General features: G+C 49.4%; 26 protein-coding genes and 1 tRNA gene. 13 read left to right on the forward strand and 14 right to left on the reverse strand.

All coding sequences use genetic code 11. The annotated features are described in order from the left end of the window. Window positions 1-408 carry an RNA-binding S4 domain-containing protein gene (locus NEV57_RS06050; RefSeq protein ID WP_257657403.1) on the reverse strand — a complete coding sequence of 136 codons (408 nt, stop codon included), beginning with the start codon at window positions 406-408 and terminating at the stop codon, window positions 1-3. Between the two features lie 112 nt (window positions 409-520). Here NEV57_RS06050 and NEV57_RS06055 point away from each other — a divergent pair, with 112 nt between their 5' ends. The 3 genes from NEV57_RS06055 (at window position 521) to folP (ending at window position 2,865) form a co-directional block, all read left to right on the forward strand. Next, complete coding sequence (locus NEV57_RS06055; protein WP_257657404.1) at window positions 521-1,339, forward strand: 2,3,4,5-tetrahydropyridine-2,6-dicarboxylate N-succinyltransferase; 819 nt, start codon at window positions 521-523, stop codon at window positions 1,337-1,339. An 88-nt stretch (window positions 1,340-1,427) separates the two neighbouring features. Then, window positions 1,428-2,006, forward strand: a complete 579-nt coding sequence (locus NEV57_RS06060) for an L-threonylcarbamoyladenylate synthase (RefSeq protein ID WP_257657405.1) — start codon at window positions 1,428-1,430, stop codon at window positions 2,004-2,006. Between the two features lies 1 nt (window position 2,007). Continuing rightward, a complete protein-coding gene (folP, locus tag NEV57_RS06065) occupies window positions 2,008-2,865 on the forward strand; it encodes a dihydropteroate synthase (protein ID WP_257657406.1) in 858 nt (285 codons plus the stop codon). Here folP and metG read toward each other — a convergent pair. Next, window positions 2,862-4,937 carry a methionine--tRNA ligase gene (metG, locus tag NEV57_RS06070; RefSeq protein WP_257657407.1) on the reverse strand — a complete coding sequence of 692 codons (2,076 nt, stop codon included), beginning with the start codon at window positions 4,935-4,937 and terminating at the stop codon, window positions 2,862-2,864. The two genes, folP and metG, sit on opposite strands and share 4 nt — an antisense overlap. Window positions 4,938-5,069: 132 nt before the next feature. Between metG and NEV57_RS06075 the strand changes: the two genes are divergently transcribed. The 3 genes from NEV57_RS06075 (at window position 5,070) to NEV57_RS06085 (ending at window position 6,300) form a co-directional block, all read left to right on the forward strand. After that, window positions 5,070-5,477, forward strand: a complete 408-nt coding sequence (locus NEV57_RS06075) for a DoxX family protein (protein ID WP_257657408.1) — start codon at window positions 5,070-5,072, stop codon at window positions 5,475-5,477. Between the two features lie 10 nt (window positions 5,478-5,487). Continuing rightward, window positions 5,488-6,150 (forward strand): class I SAM-dependent methyltransferase, encoded by a 663-nt coding sequence (locus tag NEV57_RS06080; protein WP_257657409.1) that lies wholly within the window; start codon window positions 5,488-5,490, stop codon window positions 6,148-6,150. A gap of 78 nt (window positions 6,151-6,228) precedes the next feature. Next, window positions 6,229-6,300 (forward strand) — tRNA-Glu (locus tag NEV57_RS06085). A gap of 266 nt (window positions 6,301-6,566) precedes the next feature. On the opposite strand, the gene NEV57_RS06090 is transcribed toward NEV57_RS06085, so the two are convergent. Further along, complete coding sequence (locus NEV57_RS06090) at window positions 6,567-7,013, reverse strand: hypothetical protein (RefSeq protein WP_257657410.1); 447 nt, start codon at window positions 7,011-7,013, stop codon at window positions 6,567-6,569. A gap of 315 nt (window positions 7,014-7,328) precedes the next feature. On the opposite strand from NEV57_RS06090, the gene NEV57_RS06095 reads away from it, so the two are divergent. The 4 genes from NEV57_RS06095 to NEV57_RS06110 are packed head-to-tail and all read left to right on the forward strand — an operon-like array spanning window position 7,329 to window position 9,096. After that, a complete protein-coding gene (locus NEV57_RS06095) occupies window positions 7,329-7,652 on the forward strand; it encodes an ArsR/SmtB family transcription factor (protein WP_257657411.1) in 324 nt (107 codons plus the stop codon). 2 nt (window positions 7,653-7,654) lie between these two features. Then, window positions 7,655-8,122: an SRPBCC family protein gene (locus NEV57_RS06100; RefSeq protein ID WP_257657412.1), complete on the forward strand. Its 468-nt coding sequence runs from the start codon at window positions 7,655-7,657 to the stop codon at window positions 8,120-8,122. 19 nt (window positions 8,123-8,141) lie between these two features. Next, window positions 8,142-8,519: a DoxX family protein gene (locus tag NEV57_RS06105; RefSeq protein ID WP_257657413.1), complete on the forward strand. Its 378-nt coding sequence runs from the start codon at window positions 8,142-8,144 to the stop codon at window positions 8,517-8,519. Between the two features lie 13 nt (window positions 8,520-8,532). Further along, complete coding sequence (locus NEV57_RS06110) at window positions 8,533-9,096, forward strand: DUF4256 domain-containing protein (protein ID WP_257657414.1); 564 nt, start codon at window positions 8,533-8,535, stop codon at window positions 9,094-9,096. Between the two features lie 128 nt (window positions 9,097-9,224). Here NEV57_RS06110 and NEV57_RS06115 read toward each other — a convergent pair whose 3' ends face one another. The 7 genes from NEV57_RS06115 to NEV57_RS06145 form a co-directional block, all read right to left on the reverse strand. Further along, window positions 9,225-9,551 carry a YegP family protein gene (locus tag NEV57_RS06115; RefSeq protein ID WP_257657415.1) on the reverse strand — a complete coding sequence of 109 codons (327 nt, stop codon included), beginning with the start codon at window positions 9,549-9,551 and terminating at the stop codon, window positions 9,225-9,227. Window positions 9,552-9,638: 87 nt separating this feature from the next. Next, the gene (pgl, locus tag NEV57_RS06120; RefSeq protein WP_257657416.1) at window positions 9,639-10,364 is read right to left on the reverse strand and encodes a 6-phosphogluconolactonase; all 726 of its coding nucleotides are present in this window, start codon (window positions 10,362-10,364) and stop codon (window positions 9,639-9,641) included. An 11-nt stretch (window positions 10,365-10,375) separates the two neighbouring features. Then, a complete protein-coding gene (zwf, locus tag NEV57_RS06125; protein ID WP_257657417.1) occupies window positions 10,376-11,878 on the reverse strand; it encodes a glucose-6-phosphate dehydrogenase in 1,503 nt (500 codons plus the stop codon). A gap of 35 nt (window positions 11,879-11,913) precedes the next feature. After that, window positions 11,914-13,326: an NADP-dependent phosphogluconate dehydrogenase gene (gnd, locus tag NEV57_RS06130; RefSeq protein ID WP_257657418.1), complete on the reverse strand. Its 1,413-nt coding sequence runs from the start codon at window positions 13,324-13,326 to the stop codon at window positions 11,914-11,916. Between the two features lie 38 nt (window positions 13,327-13,364). Then, the gene (locus tag NEV57_RS06135; protein WP_257657419.1) at window positions 13,365-13,811 is read right to left on the reverse strand and encodes an RpiB/LacA/LacB family sugar-phosphate isomerase; all 447 of its coding nucleotides are present in this window, start codon (window positions 13,809-13,811) and stop codon (window positions 13,365-13,367) included. A gap of 226 nt (window positions 13,812-14,037) precedes the next feature. Beyond that, window positions 14,038-16,221: an outer membrane protein assembly factor BamB family protein gene (locus NEV57_RS06140; protein WP_257657420.1), complete on the reverse strand. Its 2,184-nt coding sequence runs from the start codon at window positions 16,219-16,221 to the stop codon at window positions 14,038-14,040. Window positions 16,222-16,257: 36 nt separating this feature from the next. Then, a complete protein-coding gene (locus NEV57_RS06145; RefSeq protein ID WP_257657421.1) occupies window positions 16,258-17,622 on the reverse strand; it encodes an enolase C-terminal domain-like protein in 1,365 nt (454 codons plus the stop codon). 402 nt (window positions 17,623-18,024) lie between these two features. On the opposite strand from NEV57_RS06145, the gene NEV57_RS06150 reads away from it, so the two are divergent. Genes NEV57_RS06150 through NEV57_RS06160 form a run of 3 tightly spaced genes read left to right on the forward strand, consistent with a single transcriptional unit; the run spans window position 18,025 to window position 22,067 of the window. Then, window positions 18,025-20,478 carry a TonB-dependent receptor gene (locus tag NEV57_RS06150; protein WP_257657422.1) on the forward strand — a complete coding sequence of 818 codons (2,454 nt, stop codon included), beginning with the start codon at window positions 18,025-18,027 and terminating at the stop codon, window positions 20,476-20,478. A 6-nt stretch (window positions 20,479-20,484) separates the two neighbouring features. Continuing rightward, complete coding sequence (locus NEV57_RS06155) at window positions 20,485-21,825, forward strand: PepSY-associated TM helix domain-containing protein (protein ID WP_257657423.1); 1,341 nt, start codon at window positions 20,485-20,487, stop codon at window positions 21,823-21,825. Beyond that, a complete protein-coding gene (locus NEV57_RS06160) occupies window positions 21,822-22,067 on the forward strand; it encodes a hypothetical protein (protein WP_257657424.1) in 246 nt (81 codons plus the stop codon). Before NEV57_RS06155 ends, NEV57_RS06160 begins: the two co-directional genes overlap by 4 nt. A 5-nt stretch (window positions 22,068-22,072) precedes the next feature. On the opposite strand, the gene NEV57_RS06165 is transcribed toward NEV57_RS06160, so the two are convergent. The 4 genes from NEV57_RS06165 to NEV57_RS06180 form a co-directional block, all read right to left on the reverse strand. Beyond that, the gene (locus tag NEV57_RS06165; protein WP_257657425.1) at window positions 22,073-22,711 is read right to left on the reverse strand and encodes a beta/alpha barrel domain-containing protein; all 639 of its coding nucleotides are present in this window, start codon (window positions 22,709-22,711) and stop codon (window positions 22,073-22,075) included. A 76-nt stretch (window positions 22,712-22,787) separates the two neighbouring features. After that, on the reverse strand, window positions 22,788-23,783 hold the full coding sequence (locus NEV57_RS06170) for a sugar kinase (RefSeq protein WP_257657426.1): 996 nt from the start codon (window positions 23,781-23,783) through the stop codon (window positions 22,788-22,790). Window positions 23,784-23,870: 87 nt separating this feature from the next. Further along, the gene (locus NEV57_RS06175) at window positions 23,871-25,061 is read right to left on the reverse strand and encodes a trans-sulfuration enzyme family protein (RefSeq protein ID WP_257657427.1); all 1,191 of its coding nucleotides are present in this window, start codon (window positions 25,059-25,061) and stop codon (window positions 23,871-23,873) included. A gap of 219 nt (window positions 25,062-25,280) precedes the next feature. Next, window positions 25,281-25,661 (reverse strand): DoxX family membrane protein, encoded by a 381-nt coding sequence (locus tag NEV57_RS06180; RefSeq protein ID WP_257657428.1) that lies wholly within the window; start codon window positions 25,659-25,661, stop codon window positions 25,281-25,283. Between the last annotated feature and the right edge of the window lie 126 nt (window positions 25,662-25,787).

A 25,787-nucleotide genomic window follows, 5' to 3' on the forward strand; every position in this document is an offset into this window, starting at 1 on the left:
TCATTCCTCCTTCTCCCACCAGTCACTTTGCAATTCATCGATCTCCCGGCGGTCTTTCTTTGTCGGACGGCCTGTACCCCGGTCTCTTTTAAGCGTGGAAGCGTGAATCAGTGATTTGTAACCCCATGTTTCCTCTACGGGGGTAAGGTCCTCGTAAAAATTCACTGCCGTTTTCGCGTCCACCCGCTTGTCCAATAAACCAGTGACACGCAACACTTTTTTTTCTACCCCCTTCTGCACATGATAGTTATCGTCGATTTTTACAATATGGGATGGTTTTACCGCTTGCTGTCCTCCCCACTTAACCCGCCCCGCTCTGCAAGCATCCGTGGCCAGGCTACGGGTTTTGAATAAGCGAATAGCCCATAAGTATTTATCGATCCGTAATTTCTCTGATGCACTTGCCATGATCACAAAATTAGCGATTAATCCCCAAATCTCATGATTTATCAATGTTGGCACGAAGATATCATCGGAATTTACTTACTTTGTTCTTCAGATTACAACATATTACCTTGCTATGATTTTTGAATTAAAGAAACGGATTGAAGCTGCCTGGGACGACCGGCAATTGTTGGAATATAAAGAATACAACGAAGCTGTTGAAGCCATTATACAGCGGCTGGATCGCGGTGAATTGCGTGTGGCAGAACCCGTTGGCAGTCGCTGGCATGTAAACGATTGGATAAAAAAGGCCGTCATCCTTTATTTTCCAATCCGGAAAATGGAAGAGGAACAGGTGGGACCTTTTGTCTTCCATGACAAGATGAAATTGAAAACAAATTACAAAGAACTCGGTGTCCGTGTAGTGCCCCATGGCATCGCCCGCTATGGCGCATACCTGGCCAAAGGTGTAATTATGATGCCCTCCTATGTCAATATCGGAGCGTATGTTGATGAAGGTACCATGGTAGATACCTGGGCTACTGTAGGGTCATGCGCCCAAATCGGCAAACACGTGCACTTGAGCGGCGGGGTAGGCATTGGCGGCGTACTGGAACCTATACAGGCATCGCCGGTCATTATTGAAGACAACGTATTTGTTGGGTCGCGAGCCATTGTCGTAGAAGGCGTACATGTAGAATCCGAGGCTGTGTTAGGGGCAAATGTTGTACTTACCGCATCGACTAAAATTATCGACGTAACCGGTCCGGAGCCCGTGGAATACAAGGGCGTAGTGCCTGCGCGGTCCGTGGTAATCCCCGGGTCTTATTCCAAGAAATTTCCGGCTGGCGAGTATCAGGTACCCTGTGCACTGATCATCGGCAAACGGAAAGAGTCCACGGATAAAAAAACATCACTCAACGATGCGCTACGCGAACATCATGTTGCGGTGTAATCCGGTTATGCATCTGGTAGCGATCGATTATCGGAAATAAGGATATACTGGCGTCGGCTTCACCACCCTGCGCTATGGAAAAGATATCATGATTAACACCGTACAGCCGTTGGATATCCAACAAGCTCTGGATACGCTTCGTACAGGTGGGCTCCTGCTCTACCCTACTGATACCATTTGGGGGATCGGCTGCGATGCAACGGACCCGGCCGCTGTTGAAAAAGTGTATCAACTGAAGGGACGCCAGTCAGACAAAAGTTTTATCACACTGCTGCATCACGAAAACCAATTGGAAAGCTATGTCGCGGATGTTCCTGAAATCGCCTATCAGCTTATTGAATATACTGAGCGGCCGCTTACCATCGTATATTCTTCAGCAAAGAATCTCGCCTCAAATGTGCTGGCTACTGACGGCAGCATCGGGATCCGTATTGTTAAACATCCCTTTTGTGAGCGTCTGCTTCAGCGCTTCCGCAAACCGATCCTCTCCACTTCCGCCAATATCAGTGGTCAACCCGCACCTGGAAATTACGCGGATATTTCAGAAGAAATACGCCGCGGTGTAGACTATATTGCGGAATACGGCCGGGAAGATTCAGCGGTCGGCAAACCATCCGTGGTTATCAAGTTGGAAGCTGGGGGCAGGTTCACCTTTATCCGGAAATAATATGCGATATAGCGCGACACGCTTAACCATTAATGCAGGTGGCCGCTTATTGGACCTGTCTGCTCCCAAAATCATGGGTATCCTCAATGTTACCCCGGATTCGTTTTTTGATGGCGGACGTTATAACACAGTACAGACAGCACTGGCACAGGCGGAAAAGTTAATTACCGAAGGTGCGGACCTGTTGGACATTGGTGCTTTTTCCACACGCCCAAATGCCGAACACATCTCAATAGAGGAAGAGATCAGCCGCCTAATCCCGGTTGTAATAGCACTTCGTACAGCATTTGGAGACACTGTACCCCTGTCGGTCGATACCTTCCGGTCTGAAGTAGCCCGGAGGGCGGTGGAAGCCGGGGCGCACATCATCAACGATATATCAGGCGGTACGTTTGACGAGGCGATGTTTGCCACCGTCGCCGAGCTTAATGTACCTTATATCCTCATGCATGTCCGTGGAACACATAAAACCATGCATCAAAAGACCGATGACATTGATATTGTTCGGGAAGTGTCCTTGTATTTTGGCCGACGGGTCGCCAGTCTACAGGCTCTCGGTGTAAAGGATATTATCCTGGATCCCGGACCCGGTTTTGGAAAGACGATGCCCCAAAATTTTGAGCTATTGAACCGCATGGGTGAATTCCATGTTTTTGGATGCCCGTTGCTTGGCGCAGTCTCCCGCAAATCACTTATCTACAAGACACTCGGAATTACTGCTGAAGAGGCATTGAACGGCACAACCGCACTCCATGCGTTATTATTAAACAGCGGAGTTCAGCTTTTGCGCGTACACGACGTGAAGGCAGCCAAAGAGGTTATCACGCTGCTTCGCCAAACCATCAAACAAAAAAGTTAACGGATAATGCTTCCGGGCGCCGTGGCTGTTTGCGGTGCCACAAAATCCAACCGCCCATCAGCATCCTCAGCCATCAAGATCATCCCCTGCGATCGAATTCCCTTTATTTCGCGTGGTTCCAGGTTAGCCAGCAAAGACACCTGCTTACCGATAATAGCTTCAGGATCAAAAAATTCCGCAATACCGGATACTACAATGCGTTGGTCAGCACCTGTATCCAGCGTAAGCTTAAGGAGTTTTTTGGTCTTCGCCACTTTTTCTGCCGCTGTAATGATTGCCGTACGGATATCCAATTTAATAAAGTCCTCAAATGCAACATTATCTTTAAGCGGCTGGATTGTCTTCGCTACAGTTTCCGCCGTTTGCCGGGCGCGGGCAAGCTTTTCGAGCTGATGATCTACCTGTTCGTCAGTAATTTTTTCAAAAAGAAGCTGTGCCTGTCCCAGTTGATGGCCGGCTGGCAGAAGTGTATCCCCGCCTGCGGTTTTCCAATCTCTGGCTTCCAGATTAAGCATGGTAAACAGCTTATCTGCTGTATGCGGCAGGAAAGGCTGCGCCAGTACGGCGAGGTTTGCGGCAATTTGCAAACTCACATTTAACACCGTCTTCACCCTCGACTCATCAGTTTTGATTAATTTCCATGGCTCAGCATCGGCCAGGTATTTATTTCCCAGTCGGGCCACATTCATTACCTGGGCCAGCGCTTCGCGAAAGCGATATTGCGAAAGTGAGGCAGCAATATGCTGCGGGTATCGTTCCAATTCGGAGAAGATGAACCGATCGGTCTCGGTCAGTCCTTCCGCAGGCATTACCTTCCCGTCAAAGTACTTATGCGAAAGCACCAGCACGCGATTGACAAAATTACCCAAAATAGCAACCAGTTCGTTATTCACGCGGGCCTGGAAGTCTTTCCAGGTAAATTCACTATCCGATGTTTCCGGCAATATGGATGTCAGGACATATCGCAGTTCGTCCTGCTTATCCGGAAACTCTTCCAGGTATTCATGTAGCCACACCGCATGGTTGCGGGATGTAGACAACTTCTCTCCCTCCAAGTTAAGGAATTCGTTAGCCGGAATATTTTCAGGCAATACGTATTCACCATGTGCGTGAAGAATACTGGGAAAGGTAATACAGTGGAACACGATATTGTCCTTACCGATGAAATGGATCAGACAGGTATTGTCAGCCGGATCGGGCTGTTGCTTCCAATATTTCTCCCAGTCGTTTCCAGTATCCAGCGCCCACTGTTTTGTTGCCGAAATATAGCCAATTGGCGCATCGAGCCATACGTATAGTTTTTTGCCTGTCGCTTCTTCCAGTGGCACGTCCACACCCCAGTCGAGATCCCGCGTCATCGAACGCGGCTGCAATCCGGACTTAAGCCAGGAACGGCACTGTCCGTATACATTAGGTTTCAGTACATCTTTCTTTCCTTCGAGCAGCCATTTTTCCAGCCAGGGCTGGTATTTATCCAGCGGAAGATACCAATGTTTAGTTTCACGGAGCACCGGCGGTTTGCCGCTGAGTGTGGAAATAGGATTGATTAGGTCCGTTGGATTGAGTGACGTGCCGCATTTTTCGCATTGATCACCATACGCGCCCTCGCTTTTGCAATTGGGGCATGTACCGGTAATGTAACGGTCGGCCAAAAACTGATGATATTCCTCATCGTAATATTGTTCGGTTACCTGTTCAATAAACTCCCCTTTTTCATACAAATTGAGAAAAAATTCCTGGGACAACTCGTGATGCAACTGTTCGGAAGTACGATGATAAATATCAAATGAAATTCCGAACTGCGCAAAGCTATCTTTAATTTGAGCATGGTATTTATCAATAATGGCCTGAGGTGTTGTGCCTTCTTTCTTGGCCTTGATGGTGATGGCGGCACCGTGTTCATCCGAACCGCACACATATACCACATCTTTACCGTGCAGCCGTAGAAAGCGAACATAGATATCCGCAGGGATATATGCCCCAGCCAGATGCCCAATATGTAACGGACCATTCGCATATGGCAATGCGGATGTGATGGTATAGCGTTTAAATGGTAAAGCGATATTACTCAATGTCGTTCAGCTAATTAGTGGGTAATGAAATCAATTTTACAGAAAGATGAGTGCTGCAATTTGCATCTTTGCGCAAAGATAAGTCAATTTGCGTGGAATAAAATAACACAGTAGATAAAATCAACAATCAGTATGGCAGCATTATCATCATGGGGCAGATTCAGGAACAGTGGATTATTGCTCATCCGCTTGGGACTGGGTATCATGTTTATCGTACATGGTTACCCAAAACTTATAGGTGGCCCGGCATATTGGGAAGGTGTGGGCCAGGCAATGCGGCATATCGGTATTCATTTCCTTCCCGTCGTTTGGGGGTTACTTGCGGCTATCGTAGAAACCGCAGGTGGAGTATGCCTGATCATTGGTTTTTTCTTCCGTCCTGCAGCAATTTTGCTGGCTTTTACCATGCTGATGGCTACTTTGCATCATTTGAAGTCGGGTGATGGGTTAATGACCGCATCCCATGCCATCGAAATGGGTATTGTATTCCTGGGACTGGCTTTTGTAGGACCGGGCAAATACAGTGTAGATAAACGTTAACACAGCTGCAATGGACGAACCAATAGACTACAAAGCAGTAGCCACCCAGTTAGCCAAACCAACAGGAGATACCGGGATCGGGGTAGCCGAGCGTATGAACAGCAGCAACGGCGATATGACCCGGCATGCTATTGACCTGCTGAATTGTGCCAACGGCGATCGTATATTGGAAATCGGACCCGGAAACGGACGGTTTGCCGGATATGTATTATCCAAAGGCAGCAACATCCATTATACGGGAGTGGACATCTCCGAAACAATGGTCGAGGCGGCCCGGAAAATCAACGAACAGCACGTCGATGCGGGACAGGCGACCTTCGAGTGGACCGATGGCACGCATTTTCCTTTTTCTGATCATACATTCGACAGGATATTTACAGTGAATACATTGTATTTCTGGCAAAATCCAGCAACGCAACTTGCTGAAATCAGAAGGATTCTGAAGCCAAATGGTGTTTTCTGCCTTGCGATTGCCAGCCGGGAATTCATGGAACAGCTCCCTTTTACAGCTTATGGCTTTATCCTTTACACGCCGGAAGAAGCGGCGGCATTATTACGCAATAGTGGTTTCTTGCTAACGGATATCGTTACCCGGAACCACCCGACGGTCAGTGCCGCCAAGCAGGAAGTGATCCGCGAAGAAATATTTATCACCGCAACATCACTGTCATAACAGCTAACAGATAGAAAAAAATTATCGAAACCTTTGGAGGGAATGGAATTACTTCTATCTTTGCAGACCGAAAAACTCGGCCCGTTCGTCTAGGGGTTAGGACGCAAGATTTTCATTCTTGAAACAGGGGTTCGATTCCCCTACGGGCTACATCTAGAAAACACAAAAAAAGCTTGCAGGTTTGCAGGCTTTTTATTTTTTTCAGCATGCAAGACTTACGATGATTCCCGAGAAAAGTAAGTCATCAATTTTTCTTTTCCTTCCTTTTTTATTCGTAAGCACAAAGGCAGCGTAAGTACACGAAACGATCAAAGGTTAGCGCCGTGCACGTGATCGTAAACAATGCGCTTGTCGGCCACGTGAGGCTTATTAACTGATATTATTTTTGCTTCGTAACTGGTTAAAATGAGTTGTTCCTATTTTCGTTTCAGCTGGGCTATGATTCTCAGCAATGGCGCCCTATTCTTGGCTTCATGATAGAAGCGGGGGAGTTTTTCCAGCAAAGTGAAATGCGAACGGTCTTTGTGTTCCCTCAACCGGGCAGCAATGTACCGCTCTAGATATTCCAAATGAGCCAAGTTATAGGCCCAGAACACCTCATTTTTAAAGGGATATTGCAGCCAAAGCGTTCCATCAAAGTACGCGTGGGCTGGCATAATCCATTTTCCGTTTATGCCTAAAAACGATATTTCATCCGAACTTTCACGATTATAGCTGCAGCTTAAGCACACCAATCTCGCCCGGTGTGATTCGTGGTCGACTTTTGCAACTGCCTTTAGGGCACACTGCGGACAGCATACCCAAACTTCTTCGTAGAAATCGGAAAGACGCTTTTTTTGGTCCTGAAAACGATTGGCATCCATGCTAAATAAACGAATGTAAACTTGTAAATAGCTAAAATAAGGGGATACCGTAAGGAAAAAAATACCCGAAAGCGGGTATTTTACCGGTTGTATTCCCGTTCTGTTTTATCAGCCTGCGACTCCCTCCAATAACTTGCCGGGCTGTATGATTCCGGTTTGACCAGAATCGGGACCCGTTCGGATCGCAGCACAGAAGCAATATTCGTTAAAAAAGACTGATATCTCCGTACTGCAACTTGTCGATTGTAAAAAAATTACAAAAAAACTTGCGCAGCTATTTGACTGCATATATATTTGCAGTCAAATAGCTGCATAATGGAATTAAGAAGAGATGTATTTCAGGCCATAGCTGACCCTACCCGAAGGGCAATAATTACCTTGGTAGCGCTCCAGGCCATGACACCCAGTGCAATAGCAGAAAATTTCGGGTCATCGAGGCAAACAATCTCAAAACATATACAAATCCTCACAGCCTGTGAAATCCTGGAGCAGGAGTACAATGGCAGGGAGATCTATTATCACCTCAATCCGAAAAAACTCAAAGATATAGCCGACTTTATCGAACCTTTCCGCAACATGTGGGATGACCGGTTCAACAAATTGGAAACCATCATGAAAGAATACCAATCCAAACACTGATCATGGAAAGAAAAACAAGAGTACATGCCGAAGAAGGCAAACAGGAATTACACATTACAAGGGAGTTTGATCTGCCCGTTGAATTGCTTTTTAAAGCATATGTAGACCCAGAGATCGTTTCGCAATGGATGGGAACAAAAGTATTGAAACTGGAAAGCAGACAACACGGCGGCTGGCGATTTGAGACTAGTGATCCTCACGGTAATATCGTTTTTCAGTCCAACGGGGTCATCCATGAATTTATTCCAAACCAAAAAATTACCCGGACATTCGAAATGGAGAACACACCATTTGCCGTTCAGCTTGAATTCCTGGATTTTGAAAAACTCACGGACGACACCAGCAGGCTCCAGATGCATATTGTGTTTAAGTCGGTTGCATACCGGGACCAACTGTTGCAGCTGCCTTTTGTGCAGGGTATCAATATGGCACATAATCGATTGCAGGAAATTGTAATTCAACTAAAATAACCCTTTAAACAAAGACATTATGACAAAGCGAAACAAAATCATCTACTGGATTGCTACTTGCTGGTTGGCACTGGGAATGTTTTCAACCGGAATCGTGCAATTGATCAAAATGAAAGAGGAAACAGATGCAATGACGCTTTTGGGTTATCCGGCTTATTTACTTAGCATACTGGGTACTTGGAAGCTACTAGGCGTTATTGCCATACTTATCCCTAAATTTGCTTTACTTAAAGAATGGGCTTATGCCGGTTTCTTTTTTGCAATGACCGGAGCAATCGTCTCACACTTGGTCATTGGAAACGGCGCAAAAGAACTTTTTGGACCGACATTGTTACTTGTCCTTACCATCGTTTCCTGGCTTTTTAGGCCCGAAAGCAGAAAATTGCAGTTTAATTAACAGTATAAAGACAATGAAAAACACGAAAGAACTGGCACCAACCGTTCGGGAAGACTTGTTGCATGTATTGAAACTCCGTTTCGAGAAAAATATGAACCGGCATAAAGGCATGAATTGGGAGAAGGTACAAACTAGGCTGGAGGCCAATACCGAAAAATTATGGTCGCTCCATAACATGGAGAACACTGGCGGCGAGCCCGATGTGGTTGAACACGACAGGGACACCGGTGAATATATTTTTTACGATTGTTCAGCAGAAAGCCCAAAAGGCCGCAGAAGTCTCTGTTACGACCGTGAAGCACTTGATGCCAGAAAAGCACATAAACCCGAAAACAGCGCGAAAGACATGGCCGCCGAAATGGGCATCACCCTGTTGACCGAACAACAATACCAGCTCCTGCAGCAATTGGGGAAGTTCGACACAAAAACATCAAGCTGGGTAGAAACCCCGTCAAATGTCAGGGAACTTGGCGGCGCCATTTTCGGTGATTGGCGTTTTGGTCGCGTCTTCATTTATCACAATGGTGCCGACTCCTATTATGGCGCCAGGGGATTCCGGGGGCTGTTACGGGTGTAATAGATTCTTTAGCATAGCACATCCGGCTATCCTACCCGTAAAAGAGATACGTAAGTAACAATAAGAAACAGCAAGCCATCCCGTACCCCTTGCTACGGGGGGTTATGCTGCGTAATGTGTTTGTCTCGTTAAGCCTCTTCTATTCCGGCTTCCGGTGCATTTTTTTTGACGGAGGAGATACCGTTGTCTCTTCCCGAAGCACTTTCGTACATTTCACTGTTTCCGATGACCTGATGGTTACCGGCCTTTAAGACAAAATAGTGCTTACCGTTTGTCGACGTTTTCTTCTCATAACGTTCATCCTTGGATGCATTCTCCTTAACCGATTTAATGCCGTTCTTTAGCGACGCTTTGGAGTTATACATTTCGCTGCTTAAAATGGTTTCACCATTTCCTGCTTTCAGGGCAAAATGAAATTGCCCATTCTTTGCGGTTTTTACAACAAATTTTCCCATAACGATTTAGTTTTATGTCAAAAATAAAAAATTATTTGAGCGGGGCAAGGAACCGTGAGATTTTTATTGCGCCGTGTAAGGGAGACATCAACGGGTTAGCCTGGACGCGGCCGCCTGGTCAACAAACCAGGTGACATCATCGGAGTCAATAAGCTGGGCTGGATATACCTGTGGATTGGCTGTCCCTTCCAATACCTGATGCAGGGCTTCCGCTTTATTAGCGCCGTAGGCAACTACGGCAATTTGTTTCGCATGATTAACCAATGATACCGTCAATGTAATGCGATACATTTCCTGTGATTGTAAATAATAGGCGTCTACCCATTTTGCACGTTCATCCAGCACAGCCGTTCCCGGAAACCAGGATGCGGTGTGTCCATCTGCTCCCATGCCCAGCAGGATCAGGTCAAACACGCCGTCGTCTCCCAGGTACCGTTTCAGCAGTCGCTCATACTCAACTGCAAAATCAAGGGCATTCAACTCGTCTGACCACATCGGAAAAACCTGCTCATCAGGTACCGGCACATGGTTAAGCAGTGTTTCAAATGACATTTTCGCATTGCTGCGACCATCAGTCAGCGGCACCCATCGCTCATCCCCCCAGAAAACATACACCTGTTCCCAGGCAATCTGTTCCCGGTAAGGAGATGTTGCCAGTAACTCATATAATCCGACCGGCGAGGAGCCACCTGTAAGCGCTACGGTAAAATGTCCCTTTTCGGCGATTGCCTGTGTCGCTGCCTGTACAAACAATGCAGCTAGATCGATATTCAACTCCGGTATCGTTGAAAATTGCTTAATCCGGTTTGCCATAACTTTCTGCTTTAGGTATGCATATTTAATGCCCAGACATGACCCTGCCGGGCAATTAACGCCTCTGCGCTTTCCGGACCCCAGGTGCCGGCAGCGTAATTAGGAAAATCAAGCGAGTCTCTGCTTTCCCAGGCTTCCAATATCGGCGTTATTACGTCCCAGGCCTCTTCTACCTGGTCAGAGCGCATAAACAACGTGGCGTCGCCCCGCATGGCATCCAATAATAACGTTTCGTATGCTTCGGGAGTCTGCGTAGAACACTTGTCGTAGTCAAACACCATTTCCGCTGGATTAAGACTCATTTCCAATCCGGTTTTCTTGGTTGTAAAACGCAAACGGATATCCATCTGCGGCTGTATATTAATGGTTAACCGGTTGGGCATGAGGTTGCCTGCCTGTGCCGGCGAAAAGGTAGAATGGGGTACCGGACGGAATTGAATCGTAATGGAAGAGGTCTTTTCCTGCATCCGCTTCCCTGTCCGTAAATAAAACGGCACCCCCTGCCACCGCCAATTGTCAATGTATAATTGCATAGCGACAAAAGTTTCCGTATTGGAAGAAGGGTTCACGCCGCTTTCCTGCCTGTATGACGGCACCTTTTTGCCGGCTAGCCAGCCACTATTGTATTGTCCTCTTATTGCATATTGATGTATTTCCTCCGGCTTAAACCGGCGGACTGCACGCAGCACGTCCACTTTGCGGTTACGTATTTCTTCGGCTGCTAATGAAATGGGTGCTTCCATGGCCACCATACATAACACCTGCAACAAGTGGTTCTGGATCATGTCACGAAGCGCGCCGGACTGTTCGTAATAGCCACCGCGGTCCTCCACACCCACCTGTTCGGCAACCGTAATCTGGATATAATCGATATAATTTCTGTTCCACAACGGTTCAAACAGCGCATTGGCAAAACGGAAAGCCAGGATATTCTGTACGGTTTCCTTGCCCAGGTAATGGTCAATACGGTAAATCTGTTCTTCCTGAAAGGTATTTCCAAATAATTGATTTAAGGCTACGGCCGTCTGTTTATTGTATCCAAAAGGTTTTTCAATCACGATACGGTCCTGGGTAGCCTCGTTCGCCAATGCATATTTACCGATGTTCGTTGCGGCCATATCGATAAACTGTGGTGCAATCGATAAATAAAACAGCCGGTTTGCACGCAGTTTCCATTCGCTGTCCAGTTTGGCAAGGTCCGATCCGAGTTGCTGATACGCTTCCGGATCGTTAATGTCTGATTTAAGGTAGGAAACCGACGCACTGAACTGTTTCCATTTTTCCTTGTCAGGTACGCCGCTTCTAGAAAACTGCAACAAGCCTTCATGCAGGTGTTCGTGATACGTCTTGTCCGTTAACGGCGTCCGCCCCAGTCCAATAATCGCAAATTTATCAGGCATCCACCCTTCCAGGTAGAGATTGTAAAATGCGGGAATCAGCTTTCTTTTGGCAAGGTCTCCGGTACCGCCAAAAATGATAATGATGGTTGGGGTTATTTTTTTGCCTGCTTTCATGTTCATCACTTTCCAAATAAAACGCTATCTATTAATCATCCATTCCACTGGGTATGGAATACCCCTTCACGGTCAATCCGCTCATACTGATGCGCACCAAAATAGTCCCGCTGCGCCTGGATCAGGTTAGTCGGCAACGTTTCGCTGCGGTAGGCGTCAAAGTAAGCAAGCGCAGACATGAAGGCCGGTACAGGGATCCCCCTGTTGACGGCTTCAGTGACGACGGTACGGAGATGTTGCTGCATATTGACGACCCGACGGCCGATTTCGTCATCCAGCAACAGGTTGGGGAGTGCCGGATCCCGTTGGTAAGCCGCCCTGAAGTCTTCCAGGCAAGCCGCACGGATGATGCATCCGCCACGCCAGATCCGGATGATTTCATCCAGTTGCAGCCCATACTGGTAAGCCTCAGATGCAATCCGCAACTGAGTCATACCCTGTGCATAAATCGTTGTCATCGCAACGTAGTATGCATTTTTCACTTGCGCTATAAACTGATCTTCGAGCAATGATTCATGTACTACCGGCGACCAGCGTAACCGCTTTGCCGCTTCCGTACGTTCAGTCTTGAGCTTGGATAGGTCACGCATAGTCACCGCGGCGTCGATGGTTGGTACAGGTGCCTGTAGGTCCATTGCATTTTGCGACGTCCATTTTCCCGTGCCTTTGGCTTTTGCCCAGTCGGAAATAACATTGACCAGCCGTTGCCCGGTTTCGGTATCAACCTCATTCAACACTTTGGCCGTTATCTCAATTAAAAAGGAATTAAGTTCCGTTTCATTCCAGGCTTCAAACGTCTGCTGCAGCCGGTCATCAGGTAAACCCAGCCCCCTCTTTAGCAGATCATATGTTTCCGCAATCAGCTGCATAATCGCATACTCAATACCGTTATGCACCATTTTTACATAGTTCCCCGCAGAACCGCTGCCCATGTAGGCCACACACGCATCTCCGTTTACCTTCGCGGCAACGGCTTCAAAAACGGGGCGCAGCCGTTCATACGCACGCCGGTCGCCGCCCGGCATCATGCTTGGCCCGAAACGGGCACCCTGTTCGCCGCCCGAGATACCCATCCCGAAAAAGTGAATCCCTTTAGCTGCAAGCTCCGTTACCCGGCGGTCTGTATCGGTAAAGTAGGTATTGCCACCATCCACAATGATGTCCCCGTTCTCCAGGTAAGGAAGCAGCGATGCTATGGCAGCATCGACAGGTCCTCCCGCCGGCACCAGCAGCATCAACGCTCTTGGGTGTTTAAGCGACCCGGCAAACTCCGCTACCGAGGTGGTGCCCATCACCTGTTGGTCACGGGCGGCTTCTTTCTCCAGCGAAGTAACTTTTGCCGCATCCAGATCCAGCCCTGCTACGGCAAAACCGTGGTCGGCCATATTCAAGAGTAAATTTCTTCCCATCACACCCAGCCCCACAATACCAAAATCGTATTGACTCATATTATCCTTCTTTAATTGTTTCCATTATGTGAATGTGATCATCGCCGATGTTCCAATGCAATGACTTTCTGCAGCCTACGCTCAAATCGGCCCGTGCCGATATACCGGGCCCGCAGGAAGGTATCGACCAGCTCCCGGATAAGCATCGGGCCGGTAACCCGACCGCCTATACATAAGAGGTTCATGTCATCATGTTCCACGCCCTGACGGGCAGAATACGTGTCTGTAATGAGGGCAGCACGTACGCCGGACATCTTATTGGCGGCAATGGATACACCCACCCCGCTTCCACAGATAGCAATACCCCGCTCAACCGCTTTGCTGGCAATCGCCTCTGCCAACGGCACCACAATATCAGGGTAATCGTCGTCAGGGTCGAATGTCTTTGCACCGAAATCAACCACTTCGTATTGCTTGCTTAACTCAGCTATCACAGCCTGTTTCTGTTCAAAACCGGCATGGTCAGCCGCTATGCCTATTTTCATGTTGCTAACAGTGGAGATTATCGATTCCTCTTATTTGTTTTCCCGACAAATAATACTTGAAGATAAGCAAAAAAGTTTTGCCTTGCTTCCATCCCGGATGCCGCCTTTCCCGTCATTCGGTTAATTGACATTATCCGGACGCAAATATAGCGACGTTAAATGACTGTGTCGCGGCTTCAGCTAAACGATTTATGGATATCCACGTTGTCAGTCCCCAAACGGGAGATCATTTAAGTGCAAATGCAATGTAATTTCCCCCCAGCTTCGCGCCCCTTGCCCCACCGGCGGCAATAACCACGTATTGCCGGCCATCCACTTCATAGGTAATTGGCGTAGCAAATCCGCCCGCCGGCAGCTGGTATTCCCACAAAACCTTCCCTGTTTTTTTATCAAATGCGCGGATCCGCTCATCCCGTGTACCGGCAATAAAAATCAGTCCGCTGGCCGTAACCACCGGTCCGCCGTAGTTTTCCGTACCTGTAATGGGAACACCCTTTGCCGTCAGTTCCGGATACTCGCCCAGCGGAACACGCCACACGTATTCACCGGTATTCAGGTCAATGGCATTCAGTGTTCCCCAGGGAGGTTTTACCCCGGGGTAACCGTCCTGGTCTGTCAGCCGTTCCCACACTTTTTTAACATAAAGCGGCTTAAAGCCGAATGGCTGCCGCTCCTCCGTCGCCGGCTCACCGCTTTCCACGCGCCTTCCGCCACCTGTACGCGGGCGGGCAGCATCGGGATTTAGCAGGTAATCCACAATCCGTTCACGGTCACCTTCGGGAAGGTGGCCGAACGAGGGCATTCGTCCCGTTCCCGCGGTAATAAGCGCCTTCAGTTGAGCCGTTGAAAGTTTACTGCCAATGCCCCGGAGCGAAGGAAATTCCAATCCGTTGCCCTGGCGGTCAGCCCCGTGGCATGAAGCGCAGTTTACCGCATAAAGCGCATGTCCTTCCGATAATTTAGCGGTCTGTGCGCTAAGCGTTGCTGTATCCACCATCTGGAGCAGCCAAGGATCATTATTCGAGTTGACATACAATATGCCCTCCGGGTCCGTGGCATTGCCACCCCATTCCGCTCCACCGCTGTAACCAAACAGAATCGTCCCCTCTACGCTGGGTGGGGTATACTTGTGGTCGGTCCGGTATTTCAGGTACCGCTCCCGGATATAGGCGTGCGATTCGGGGGAAATGTCGGTAATGTCATCCTCGGTAAATACCTGATGGGCAAAAGGGGCCGGCTTGAGCGGGAATTTCTGTGTGGGATAGGCCTGTTCGCCCGGCAGGCCGACGGTGGGCACCGGTCGTTCCTCAACCGGAAAAAGCGGCTCGCCGCTATCCCGGTCGAGCACATAAACCAGCCCGTCCTTGGTTGCCTGCGCCACCGCATCCACCAATTTTCCGTTATGTCTTACCGTTACCAGGTTCGGCTGACTCGGGATATCCCGGTCCCAAAGGTCGTGGCGGATGGTCTGGTAATACCATTTGAGCTTCCCCGTTTCCGCATCCAGCGCAACGATACTGTTGGAAAAGAGGTTGGCGCCGGGGCGGTCGCCGCCATAAAAATCCGAAGCGGGGGAGCCTGTACCAAAATACACCGTACCCCGCAACTCGTCCACCACCATTCCCGGCCAGCTGTTTACGCCGCCGATCCGCTGGTAAGCATCGGCGGGCCAGGTATCGTACCCTACCTCGCCGGGATGCGGCACGGTATGGAATACCCATAGCAGTTTGCCTGTTACCACATCGAAACCCCGCACATAACCCGGTGCCGCATTACCGTCCTCCGATACTGATGAGCCCATCACCAGCACGTCCTTATAGATCACACCGGGGCTTGTCGCATTGATGTTCAGTCCTGAAACCTCGCGGTCGAGTCCGTCATCCAGTCCCTGGTAAAGGCTTACCGCGCCACCCGTGCCGAAACCTTCAACCAGTACGCCACGGTCGGCGTCAACCGCATACAGATTAGGGCCAACAGTATACAAAATACGCCGGTCGTCTCCGCGCTCCCAGTACACCACACCGCGGTTTACATGTATCCTTTTTTCCGGCGGGTCGAATTTCCAGCGCAGTTCTCCTGTGGCGGCATCTACCGCAAACAGTTTCAGCCCCGGTGTCGTGCCGTACAGCACGCCCCGCACCACAATCGGCTGGGTCTGGATCTGCAGGGCACGGGGTTCCTTGCCGGGTTCCGGTGTTTCAGCTGCATCAAACATCCATGCAACCTCCAGCTGGCCTACGTTGTCCGGGGTAATCTGCGTTAACGGTGAATACCGGTTCCCGGCCTTGTTGCCACCGTAAACCGGCCAGTCTGTCCCGGTCTTATATTCATAGGCTGTGCCGCTTCCAGTACAGTTTATGTATAGCATACCTGTTGCCAGCAGGCATGCCATAAGTCCATTCCGCATCATGATGCTAATATTGGTTATTAATGACTGTCAAGTCCTTTAAGGCCGGATGATCGTACCGTCTCCCTTGCGGATTGTCCACCGCGAGCGGGTGCCGATCGGGTATTTCGCCGCTTCCTTCTCATTGATGTCCACACCCAGTCCCGGTTTGTCACTCAGCTGGAAGTACCCATTCTCAATGACCGGTGTACCGGGCAGTACCTCATGAACCCGCTCGTTGAAAAACTGGGACTCCTGGATGCCGAAATTCCAAACTGCGGCGTTGATCGCGTTGTTTGCCGCATGTCCAACCGGAGAAGTATCGCCCGGTCCGTGCCATGCCGTTTTCACATTGAACCATTCGCCCAGGCGGGCAACCTTCATTGCCGGTGTAATGCCACCGATCTGCGAAATGTGAATCCGTATATAGTCAAACAGCTGGTCCTTCATGTAGTCCCGGAACTCATTGATGTTATTGAACAGTTCGCCCATCGCCAACGGAACCGTCGTCGATGCACGGAGCTGTCGGAACCAGCCCATGTTTTCGGGCGAGAACGGATCCTCAATGAAAAATGGCCGGTACTCTTCCAGGCGCTTGATCATATTGATCGCGTCCATCGGCTCCACGCGCTCGTGGACGTCGTGGCACAGCTCCAATTTCTCCCCAAACCGCTTCCGTACAGCCTCGAACATCTTGGGAACCGTTTCCAGATAAGACCGTTGGTCCATGTACTCGTCGCCCTCCTTACCGTAGCCCGCCGCCCGGAAATCAGGAACATAGTCCTTGTCGAGCCCCACACCACCGTATGCGCCCAGCTGGATCCGCACATGCCGGAAACCGCGCTCCACATAGCCCGCAACATTATCGCAGACTTCTTCGATATCACGTCCGCTTGCGTGTGCGTAAGTATCAATCGCAAACCGTGTTTTACCACCCAGAAGCTGGTAAACCGGCACCCCAAGACGCTTGCCTTTAATGTCCCAGAGTGCCTGGTCCAGACCCGAAAGCGCATTGTTCAGCACCGGACCGTTCCGCCAGTACGAACTTACATATGCCGCCTGCCACATGTCTTCGATGTTATCCACATCACGTCCCTGGCAGAATTCGTTTAAATAAATATCAATCGCGGGTACCACTACCGCGGCTCGCTGGGTAAATGTAGCACAGCCAAGTCCGTAAAGACCCGGCTCGCTGGTTTCAACCTTTACAATCACCAGATTCGCACCACCCGGGGCCGTCGTAATTGCCCGCACACGCGTGATCGTAACCGGTGCCGCACCGCGCGCATATTGTGGCGTCAACCGGTCCATACCACGTGCCTCACCCATACCCATGAGTCCAAATGCACCCGCAGCCGAGCCCAAGCCCAGCAGCTTTAACATCTCCCGCCGATTCGATAATGTCTGTTTCGCTTTAGATTCCATAATTGTTATTTTAAGTGTTCATATTCAAAGTCGTATTTGCGGCAACAGCTGACAAACTTGATAACCGCCAGTTGCGAACCCCCTGCAACTGATGATACCTACTGGTCCTTAAAAACTCCTGCGATAAAAAGTGGTTCGGCGAATCAGCGATCCGCCTAATTTGGCAGTTTCCTGTGAAACCCTCACCAATATTACGGATTAATTGCTAATAAAAGCACGGTTTATCCAAAAAATGACCCGTATGGTCCTCCGGGTAATACCAGCTGGTACTGGCACATCCGGAGGATCGTGTAATGAAAAAGCCCGCCCATCTCATCCGTTGCATCTGAATAAAAATATTGCCTTTTTAAACAATTTATGCTAACATTGCGCATTATTTAAAAAAAGTCTAAATAACATTAAATGAAACTTCATTATCTATACTTATCAATCCTCCTATCGGTTGCTTTCGCAATACCGGCTCAAAGCCAGGATCTTGCCATATCAGGCAGCATCCGATCCGCGGAAAATCAACAGCCCGTCCCGGGGGTCACTGTACGGGTTTCGGGCGTGAGCAACAGCCGGGTTTCCGATGAAGACGGAAAGTTCGCCTTTGAAAACCTCGCAGCCGGATCGTACACCGTTTCGTTCTCTTACCTCGGATACGAGCCGCAACGCATTACCCTGGCACTACCGGCCGCAGGAAGCCGTAATTTATCGATTCTGCTCACCCCGACATCCAGCCGCCTCCAAGCCGTGGAGATCATCGGCAGAAAGGAACAGTCTTATAAAAACACCGCTTCGTTTTCCGGCACCAAAACCGAAACACCCATTAAGTATGTTCCACAGGCGATCAGTTATGTTACGAAAGAAGTCATCAATGACCAGCAGGCATTCAAGACCAGTGACGTACTGAAGAATATCAGCGGCGTAAACGTGTATTCATTCTACAACAACGACTTCACCCTCCGCGGCTTTCGCGCAGGCAATGCCTTGATCAATGGCCTCCGTAACCCAACCAGCAGTTGGTCGCAATCACTGCTGCCAAATGTGGAACGTATTGAAGTGATCAAGGGTCCTGCTTCCGCGCTTTTTGCAAACACTGACCCGGGAGGCACAGTAAATACGGTGACCAAAAAACCCCTTGATGTAGACCGCAAGTCTGTTAGTTTTGCCACCGGAAGTTATAATATCTACCGGATTACGAGCGACTTCACCGGTCCGATGAATAAGGAAAAAACACTGCTGTACCGACTGAACCTGGCCTATCAAAATGCGGAGTCATTCCGTGTCCTGCAGGGTGGCGAAGATATGGTAATCGCACCCTCGATTTCATTCATTCCCACGGACCGCACCCAGGTCAATGTCGATTTCGTCTACGCAAAGACGAAATCGAGGCTTGACCGCGGACAGCCAATTTTCGGCGCTTCTGCAGGAACAGACCTGAATTCCACACCGATCTCTTTCGCCATCGGCAAAGAAAATGACTATGCCAATGAGCTGAATCTCTATACCACAGCTTCACTGCAGCATAAATTCACGGACCGTATTTCGTTCAATGCATCCTACATGAAATTTTTGTATGACGAGGATTTGTTAGAACACCGCACTTCCAACCGGTATGCAATAAATGCCGACGGGGAAGAAATTCCCACCATGATGGAAATGCAGACCATCCGCAGAAAACGGAAAAATTACAACGACAACATTACCCTGTATTTTGTCAGCGATTTCAACACCGGTCCGTTGACCCATAAATTATTAGTTGGATATGATTATATCCAGAACGTATCTCCCGTCGGTGGCTCCAACTATAACGCGCAGGGATACCGCAACGCGGCTAATAACGGGGCTATTGGCAGCTATAATCCCGCAAACCGCGATGATTACCTTATCCGCGATAACATCCCGGTTCCGAACGTCCCTCACTTTGACCTAACCAACCCCGATTATTCCATTTCGGAGATCTCGGGCTATTTCAACGTATCCAGCCCGCAGGCGGTCACCCGGTATTACGTAAACGGTGTGTATCTACAGGACCAGATAAGCTGGGGTCCGTTGCAGGCGCTCCTCGCATTCAGGCAGGAGTACTATGTTGACATCCTGAATTATAAAAAAGCCAATGCGGAAGAAGTCCAGCAGCAGGCATTCATTCCCCGTTTTGGGCTGGTATATACGCCGGTTGAGCCCATCAGCCTATATGTTACCTATGCGCAGGGATATCAGCCACAGGGAGCCGGCACGATTGGCGACCCCAGCCGTTTCGGCGGACCGTTTGATCCGTTAACCAGCACCATGTATGAAGGTGGTGCCAAAATGGAATTTTTAAATAAAATGCTGAGCATTAATGCGGCCATTTATCATATCGAACAGAATAACATCCTCATCAATGCCAACGACCCGGGCAACCCTGATTTATTGCGGCAGATCGGGCAACAACGTTCCCGTGGGGCGGAATTGGATGTTTATGGACAATTGCTGCCCAACCTCAGCGTTACGGCTAACTTTGCGGTCAATGAAGCCATTATTACCAAAAGTGAAGATGCGGACGAAGAAGGCAATGTGTTGCCCAATGCGCCGAAACATCAGGGCGGTGTATGGGCCAAATACACCTTCACCATTCCGGCACTGCAGGGTATCGGCATCGGTGCCGGCGCAAATTACGTGAGCTCACGGGCAACGCTCAGTGACATCCTCACGTTACCCTCATACGTAGTAGCCGATGCCGCACTGTACTACACGGTAGATCGATTCAAACTGTCGGCCAACCTGAACAATGTATTCAATAAGACACACTGGGTGGGGGGATACGATTTTAACAGGCTGTTTCCGGGCACACCCCGCAACTTCCTGGTTAGTGTAGGATACGAATTTTAACGGTCTATGTCAAAGCACGCCGCTAAAGCCGATAAAAGCAAAAACCTGTTTTGGCTTTTGCATCACTGGGTAGGGCTGTATACCGGTATACTTATCGGCATACTCAGCCTGACCGGCGCACTGGCGGTATTCATTCCTGAAATTGATTCCTGGATTGTAAAGCACCATTACGAAGCCACATCAACCGCGGTAAATGGAACGCCTAGATTCGGGCGTTCCGTCCATACACTCACACAGCGCTTTCCGGACTACCGCTCCCTGACGATCAGTCTGCCCGAGGCAAAGGAGCAAGTGGCAAAAGTGGATCTGGTTGTCGGCCTGCCGGGCAACCGTCCGGCGCGGTACGATTTTTTTATCGATGCCGGCAATGACCGCCTGGTTGGTCAGCGCGATCATCAAAATTCGTTGGCAAATTACCTGCGCCAAATGCATGTCCGGTTGTATGAAGGATATTGGGGCCGGCAGCTTGTCGGGATTGGCGGACTGGCACTCGCCATCGTGGCTATCACCGGTCTTATCATCTATGGCAACTTCATGAAGAAGCAATCCTGGCCCAATATCCGGCAGCGGGTTAACCTTCGGATCGCCATGGCCGACTGGCATAAAATACTGGGCATAAGTGCACTGGCTTTCAATTTAGTTATCGCCTTGACTGGCGCATGGCTTGGGTTGCAGCCCCAGCTTATGCGGTGGTTCAATATCACGACCCCGAACTCCTATGAAGCACCTGTCGTGATGGAACCCACGGCGGACAGGCAAATGGCAATCGACTGGGAAAAAGCGCTGGCCGCTGCCAATACGGAATTCCCGGACCTACAGCCCCGCCACTTGCTGCCTTCAACCGATGGTTCGGGAACGATTCTGATCAGGGGAAATATCAGCGGACTTATCTACGAGCGGGACATCAACAGTCTGGTCCTTTCAAAAGCGACATACGCCCCTGTATTTAAGTATGATGTCAGGACGCAGTCATTTGCCGATCAGTTTTATTTCATCCAGGAGGCCCTTCATTTTGGCGATTTCGGCGGACTGATGCTGAAGTTAATCTATGCATTGCTCGGTCTGACCAGCGGATTCCTGTCCATCAGTGGTTTCGTTATTTATATTTATCGACGGAAAAAGAAAAAACAGGCTACGGCCGCCACTACGATGAAAATAATAGTCGCCTATACCATGCTCGTTATCCTGTTCTTAACGGTAATAGCACTGATCAGCTTATTTGTCGGATATGCACAGGCATCATTCCTTGCGGGCATACTCATTAATACATTGTTAGTCGCACTACTTTTATATGCACTGATAAAATACGGTATGAAAACCGGAATAAAACGCCTGGGGAGAAGATGAAAAACAAGCAGCAGCATATTGTAATTGAACATTACCTCGTCCCGGCCGGACTTTTCCTGCTGAATATCTGCCTGATACACCTGGTTTATGTTTTTGCTACGGATGGCTGGCAGCGGGAGTGGTACACTGCCGCATTGACCGTTTCATTTTTGATGCTCAGCACATCGCTACTGGCCAAAAGAAAAGGCTATCTTTTTTTATCGATAGCCTTTTATCTTGTTTTACTGCTGGTGTTGGTCTGATCCGGCTATTTCACCCAGCCCATTAATTGTCCGGCGCGTTCCGCCAGCCAGTCGTAACCCGCGGCACCCGCTGGTTGGGCGAATAATTTGGATCCCATGCCCACAGCACTGACGCCCGCTTCAAACCATTCGGAAATATTCTGTTGGTCGGGGCTCACGCCGCCGGTCGGCATAAAACGCATCGTGGGGAAAAGCGGCTTAATCGCTTTTAAAAACTTCGTGCCCAACGTATCACCAGGAAACAGTTTTACCAATGGTGCGCCCAGGTCTTCCGCCAGGCTGATCTCCGTCGGTGTCATGCAGCCCGGTATCCACAATACGTTTTGCTGTAGGGTTACCTCCGCAATTTCTCTTTTAACCACCGGGCTGACAATAAAATCAGCCCCGGCCTTCAGGTATTGCCTTGCTGTAGCGGCATCCTTAATCGTGCCGATCCCCAGCTTCAGTTCCGGAAGATTCGCATTCCGGAATTCAAGCAAATGCCCAAAATTATCCAATGCATTTGCACCCCGGTTTACAAATTCAAAAACCCGGATTCCCCCTTTATAGCATGCGTTAACCACATCGATACATGTTTGCGGGTTATCGTGGTAATAAACCGGCAATACCGGATAGGCAAGAATATGATCAAGTATTTTTTCCATTATGTTTTGCTTTATGCTATACACGCCGGGCACAAGCGGTTTACCGCTTACGCCTATCGCGTACGGCCACTGTTAATTATATTTCCCCGTCCCCGAAATCTCCCTTTACAAATAACTTCTTAAATCCGGCGGAAGTTGCCGTATCCACGATTTCCTGGCCCGGTTTCCCCGCGATAAGCGCATAAATAAGTCCCGCCATAAATGCGTCGCCACTGCCAATACGGTCTACGACTTCATTCGTCTCATGGATTGTCGAAATAAAATTGCTTTCCCGGTCATGGTATGTACCGTACAGCAGGTTATGGGTTGGCGAATCCATAAAACGGAAGGTATAAGCAACATGCTTACACCGTGGGATAAGGTCAAATATTTCGCGCGCCGACTGTGCTGCATGTTCAAAATAAACATCAGCCGGGGTATCCCTTCCCAACGTTTCCAGCACCGCAGTGCCCAGCATTTTATTTGCCGCCCAGATATTGCCCATAACCACATCGCAGTATTGCAGCAGGTCGGGCATAACCTCAATGGGCTGCTTACCGTAGTTCCAAAGCTTATTGCGGTAATTAAGGTCGACCGACACGGTCAGCCCTTTCCGTTGGGCAGCCACCAATGCCTCTTTGCAGACTTCCGCCAACGCGGTATTCAACGCAGGGGTAAGCGCACTCCAGTGAAACCAGGTATACCCTTCGAGCACACTGTCCCAGTCAATCATACCGGGTTCCAGTTGGCTAAGCGCAGAATACTTGCGGTCATATACCACTTCTCCTTTTGATAGCCCGTTGGCGGAAAGCAGGAAGTACAGTCCCAGGCGGTCGCCTTCAAGCAGACAGGGCGTGGTATCCACACCCAGTTTATGGAGTACCTGTATTACCTGTTTTGATAATTCGTTATCCGGGATTCGACTCATGTAACTGCATCGTAGTCCCCATTGGCCAAGCGAGGCCGCCACATTGGCTTCGGACCCTCCCGGGAAAACCGTCACCCCATTACCCTCACCTAAAAAAGTCTCGCCGGCCGAGCTCAGTCGAAGCAGCAGCTCGCCAAACGACAGTATGTTATGTTGTTCATTCATGATCGGAAAATTGGGTGGCTAATATACGAAAATAGCCATATTCCGGGGAATTCAGCTTAATAAATATCGGGATAAAGCGATCTGTCACTAATCGTTTACATATTGGAAAGCCTGTGCAAAATCCGCAATCAGGTCATCGATATGTTCAATGCCCACGGAAATCCGCAATAAGCCTTCATTAATGCCTGCCCGTTCCTTCTCCTGCTTGGAGTGGTGTTTCCCCCACATGCTGGCCGGGTGCACAATCAGCGACTCCACACCGCCCAGGCTGGCCGCATTCGCAAAGATCTTCAATTGACGGAGTATGGTCTGTGCACGGTGGAACTGCTGTGGCTCATCCTTTCCATCCACCTCAATGCAAAGCATTCCGGTAAACCCCTTCATCTGGGCCTTAGCCAATTCATGCTGCGGGTGCGAGGGAAGTCCGCTATAAATGACGCGCCGGACCAGCGGTTGTTGTTCAAGCCATTGCGCCAGTTGGAGTGCATTTTCATTAATCTGGCGTACACGCATGGCGAGCGTGCGCAGTCCGCGGAGCAATAACCACGTATCAAACGGCGCCAGCGCACCGCCGAATGAGAGCAGTTTTTTCCAGGCAATATTAATCGCTTCCGTTGTGCCGCAGATCACGCCCGCTGTAAGGTCGCTGTGCCCGCCAAGGTATTTTGTCGCGCTGTGGACCACGATGTCAATCCCGAAATCACCCGGCCGCTGGTTGATGGGACTCGCAAAGGTATTGTCACAGATCGTCGTAATGCCCTTCTCCCTGGCCAGCGTACCCACGAAAGCCAGATCGGTTATGGCCAGATTCGGGTTGGATGGTGTTTCCAGATAAATCAGGGTGGTATTCTCGCGGATCGCTTCCCGGAAAGAATTATTGTCGCGCTGATCGGTGTATGATACCGATATGCCAAATTGCGGCAGTACTTCCTTAAGAAATATGCCGGCGGCCGAATAATGGGACTGCTGGGCAATCACGTGGTCACCCGCTTTGACTACCGACAGGATCGCCGTACTGATGGCCGCCATGCCGGTGGCCGTCAACAGCGCGGCATCCTTACCTTCCAGCCTGGCTAACAGCTCGGCTGTCTGGCTGCTGACCGGATTGCCATGTCGCTGATAGAAATGCGGGTACCTCGGCGCAGTAGCTGCCTCAATGAATTCTTCCACCCCCGGTGGGGCATAATAGGTTGCGGTTTGGTAAATTGGAGGTACTACAGAACGGGATGTATTAAATGCATTACCCGAATGGATTAAATCCGTTTCAATATGGTTCATGCTGTTTGAAATTTGATAAGGCTAAGGTAAGGAGATCTTCGGCGAAAACAAATATACCAGCAATGAAACAGGTCCGATGGACGTTCCTTTCCGCTGTCCGAAACCACCGGCAGCTCCGGGACGGAACGCACTGCGGCTATCCCTGATGGAATAGCCGCAGCAATGATATCCGCCCCCCGGGATGGAACACTTTTTAATGTGTTCGGTGTATTGTTTCTGCTATTTGCTGATCATTGGCAGGTACTTCCGGCGATTCTCGATAATGACCCAGATATTGATGGCCATAATAAAGAGCGCAACCGGTAATCCGGACGGTGCTACGGTTGAATGTACGCACAGCACCCCGACCGTAATGGGCAGGATGACAATGGCCCCAAGTGCCCGGGACCTTGCCGGGATAAAAAGCACGCCGCCGATAATTTCGATGGCGGCCACCAACGGCATCAGCCAGCTGACTTCCATCAGTGCCATGCTGTCCTTGATCAGCTCTTCCGGCAGGTCAGGGGGTACCGGCATGTAATTAAAAATTTTGTTCAATCCCGAGTTGATGTAACCCAATCCGAATAAGAGACTCAGTACAAATAAAATTTTCGCTTTCATCGTGTTAATTTTTAACGTTTATAATTGTTCAATAATAAAATATATTCCTCAATCATCTTTTCCTTCTCATCATCTTTCTGCCCTGGTTAAAGCAAAATTCCTGATAAAATCCGACAATAGGGTGGT

Source organism: Parapedobacter lycopersici (genome assembly GCF_024643285.1).
GTDB classification, from domain to species: domain Bacteria; phylum Bacteroidota; class Bacteroidia; order Sphingobacteriales; family Sphingobacteriaceae; genus Parapedobacter; species Parapedobacter lycopersici.

Coding starts and splice junctions, on each gene's coding strand:
- NEV57_RS06170 (WP_257657426.1), bottom strand. CDS start 23,783: ATGAATGAACAACATAACATACTGTCGTTTGGCGAGCTGCTGCTTCGA.
- NEV57_RS06175 (WP_257657427.1), bottom strand. CDS start 25,061: ATGAACCATATTGAAACGGATTTAATCCATTCGGGTAATGCATTTAAT.
- NEV57_RS06140 (WP_257657420.1), bottom strand. CDS start 16,221: ATGATGCGGAATGGACTTATGGCATGCCTGCTGGCAACAGGTATGCTA.
- zwf (WP_257657417.1), bottom strand. CDS start 11,878: ATGAAAGCAGGCAAAAAAATAACCCCAACCATCATTATCATTTTTGGC.
- NEV57_RS06135 (WP_257657419.1), bottom strand. CDS start 13,811: ATGAAAATAGGCATAGCGGCTGACCATGCCGGTTTTGAACAGAAACAG.
- NEV57_RS06115 (WP_257657415.1), bottom strand. CDS start 9,551: ATGGGAAAATTTGTTGTAAAAACCGCAAAGAATGGGCAATTTCATTTT.
- NEV57_RS06080 (WP_257657409.1), top strand. CDS start 5,488: ATGGACGAACCAATAGACTACAAAGCAGTAGCCACCCAGTTAGCCAAA.
- NEV57_RS06090 (WP_257657410.1), bottom strand. CDS start 7,013: ATGGATGCCAATCGTTTTCAGGACCAAAAAAAGCGTCTTTCCGATTTC.
- gnd (WP_257657418.1), bottom strand. CDS start 13,326: ATGAGTCAATACGATTTTGGTATTGTGGGGCTGGGTGTGATGGGAAGA.
- NEV57_RS06095 (WP_257657411.1), top strand. CDS start 7,329: ATGGAATTAAGAAGAGATGTATTTCAGGCCATAGCTGACCCTACCCGA.
- NEV57_RS06110 (WP_257657414.1), top strand. CDS start 8,533: ATGAAAAACACGAAAGAACTGGCACCAACCGTTCGGGAAGACTTGTTG.
- NEV57_RS06145 (WP_257657421.1), bottom strand. CDS start 17,622: ATGGAATCTAAAGCGAAACAGACATTATCGAATCGGCGGGAGATGTTA.
- folP (WP_257657406.1), top strand. CDS start 2,008: ATGCGATATAGCGCGACACGCTTAACCATTAATGCAGGTGGCCGCTTA.
- NEV57_RS06150 (WP_257657422.1), top strand. CDS start 18,025: ATGAAACTTCATTATCTATACTTATCAATCCTCCTATCGGTTGCTTTC.
- NEV57_RS06105 (WP_257657413.1), top strand. CDS start 8,142: ATGACAAAGCGAAACAAAATCATCTACTGGATTGCTACTTGCTGGTTG.
- NEV57_RS06155 (WP_257657423.1), top strand. CDS start 20,485: ATGTCAAAGCACGCCGCTAAAGCCGATAAAAGCAAAAACCTGTTTTGG.
- NEV57_RS06060 (WP_257657405.1), top strand. CDS start 1,428: ATGATTAACACCGTACAGCCGTTGGATATCCAACAAGCTCTGGATACG.
- NEV57_RS06100 (WP_257657412.1), top strand. CDS start 7,655: ATGGAAAGAAAAACAAGAGTACATGCCGAAGAAGGCAAACAGGAATTA.
- NEV57_RS06055 (WP_257657404.1), top strand. CDS start 521: ATGATTTTTGAATTAAAGAAACGGATTGAAGCTGCCTGGGACGACCGG.
- NEV57_RS06165 (WP_257657425.1), bottom strand. CDS start 22,711: ATGGAAAAAATACTTGATCATATTCTTGCCTATCCGGTATTGCCGGTT.
- pgl (WP_257657416.1), bottom strand. CDS start 10,364: ATGGCAAACCGGATTAAGCAATTTTCAACGATACCGGAGTTGAATATC.
- NEV57_RS06180 (WP_257657428.1), bottom strand. CDS start 25,661: ATGAAAGCGAAAATTTTATTTGTACTGAGTCTCTTATTCGGATTGGGT.
- NEV57_RS06075 (WP_257657408.1), top strand. CDS start 5,070: ATGGCAGCATTATCATCATGGGGCAGATTCAGGAACAGTGGATTATTG.
- NEV57_RS06050 (WP_257657403.1), bottom strand. CDS start 408: ATGGCAAGTGCATCAGAGAAATTACGGATCGATAAATACTTATGGGCT.
- NEV57_RS06160 (WP_257657424.1), top strand. CDS start 21,822: ATGAAAAACAAGCAGCAGCATATTGTAATTGAACATTACCTCGTCCCG.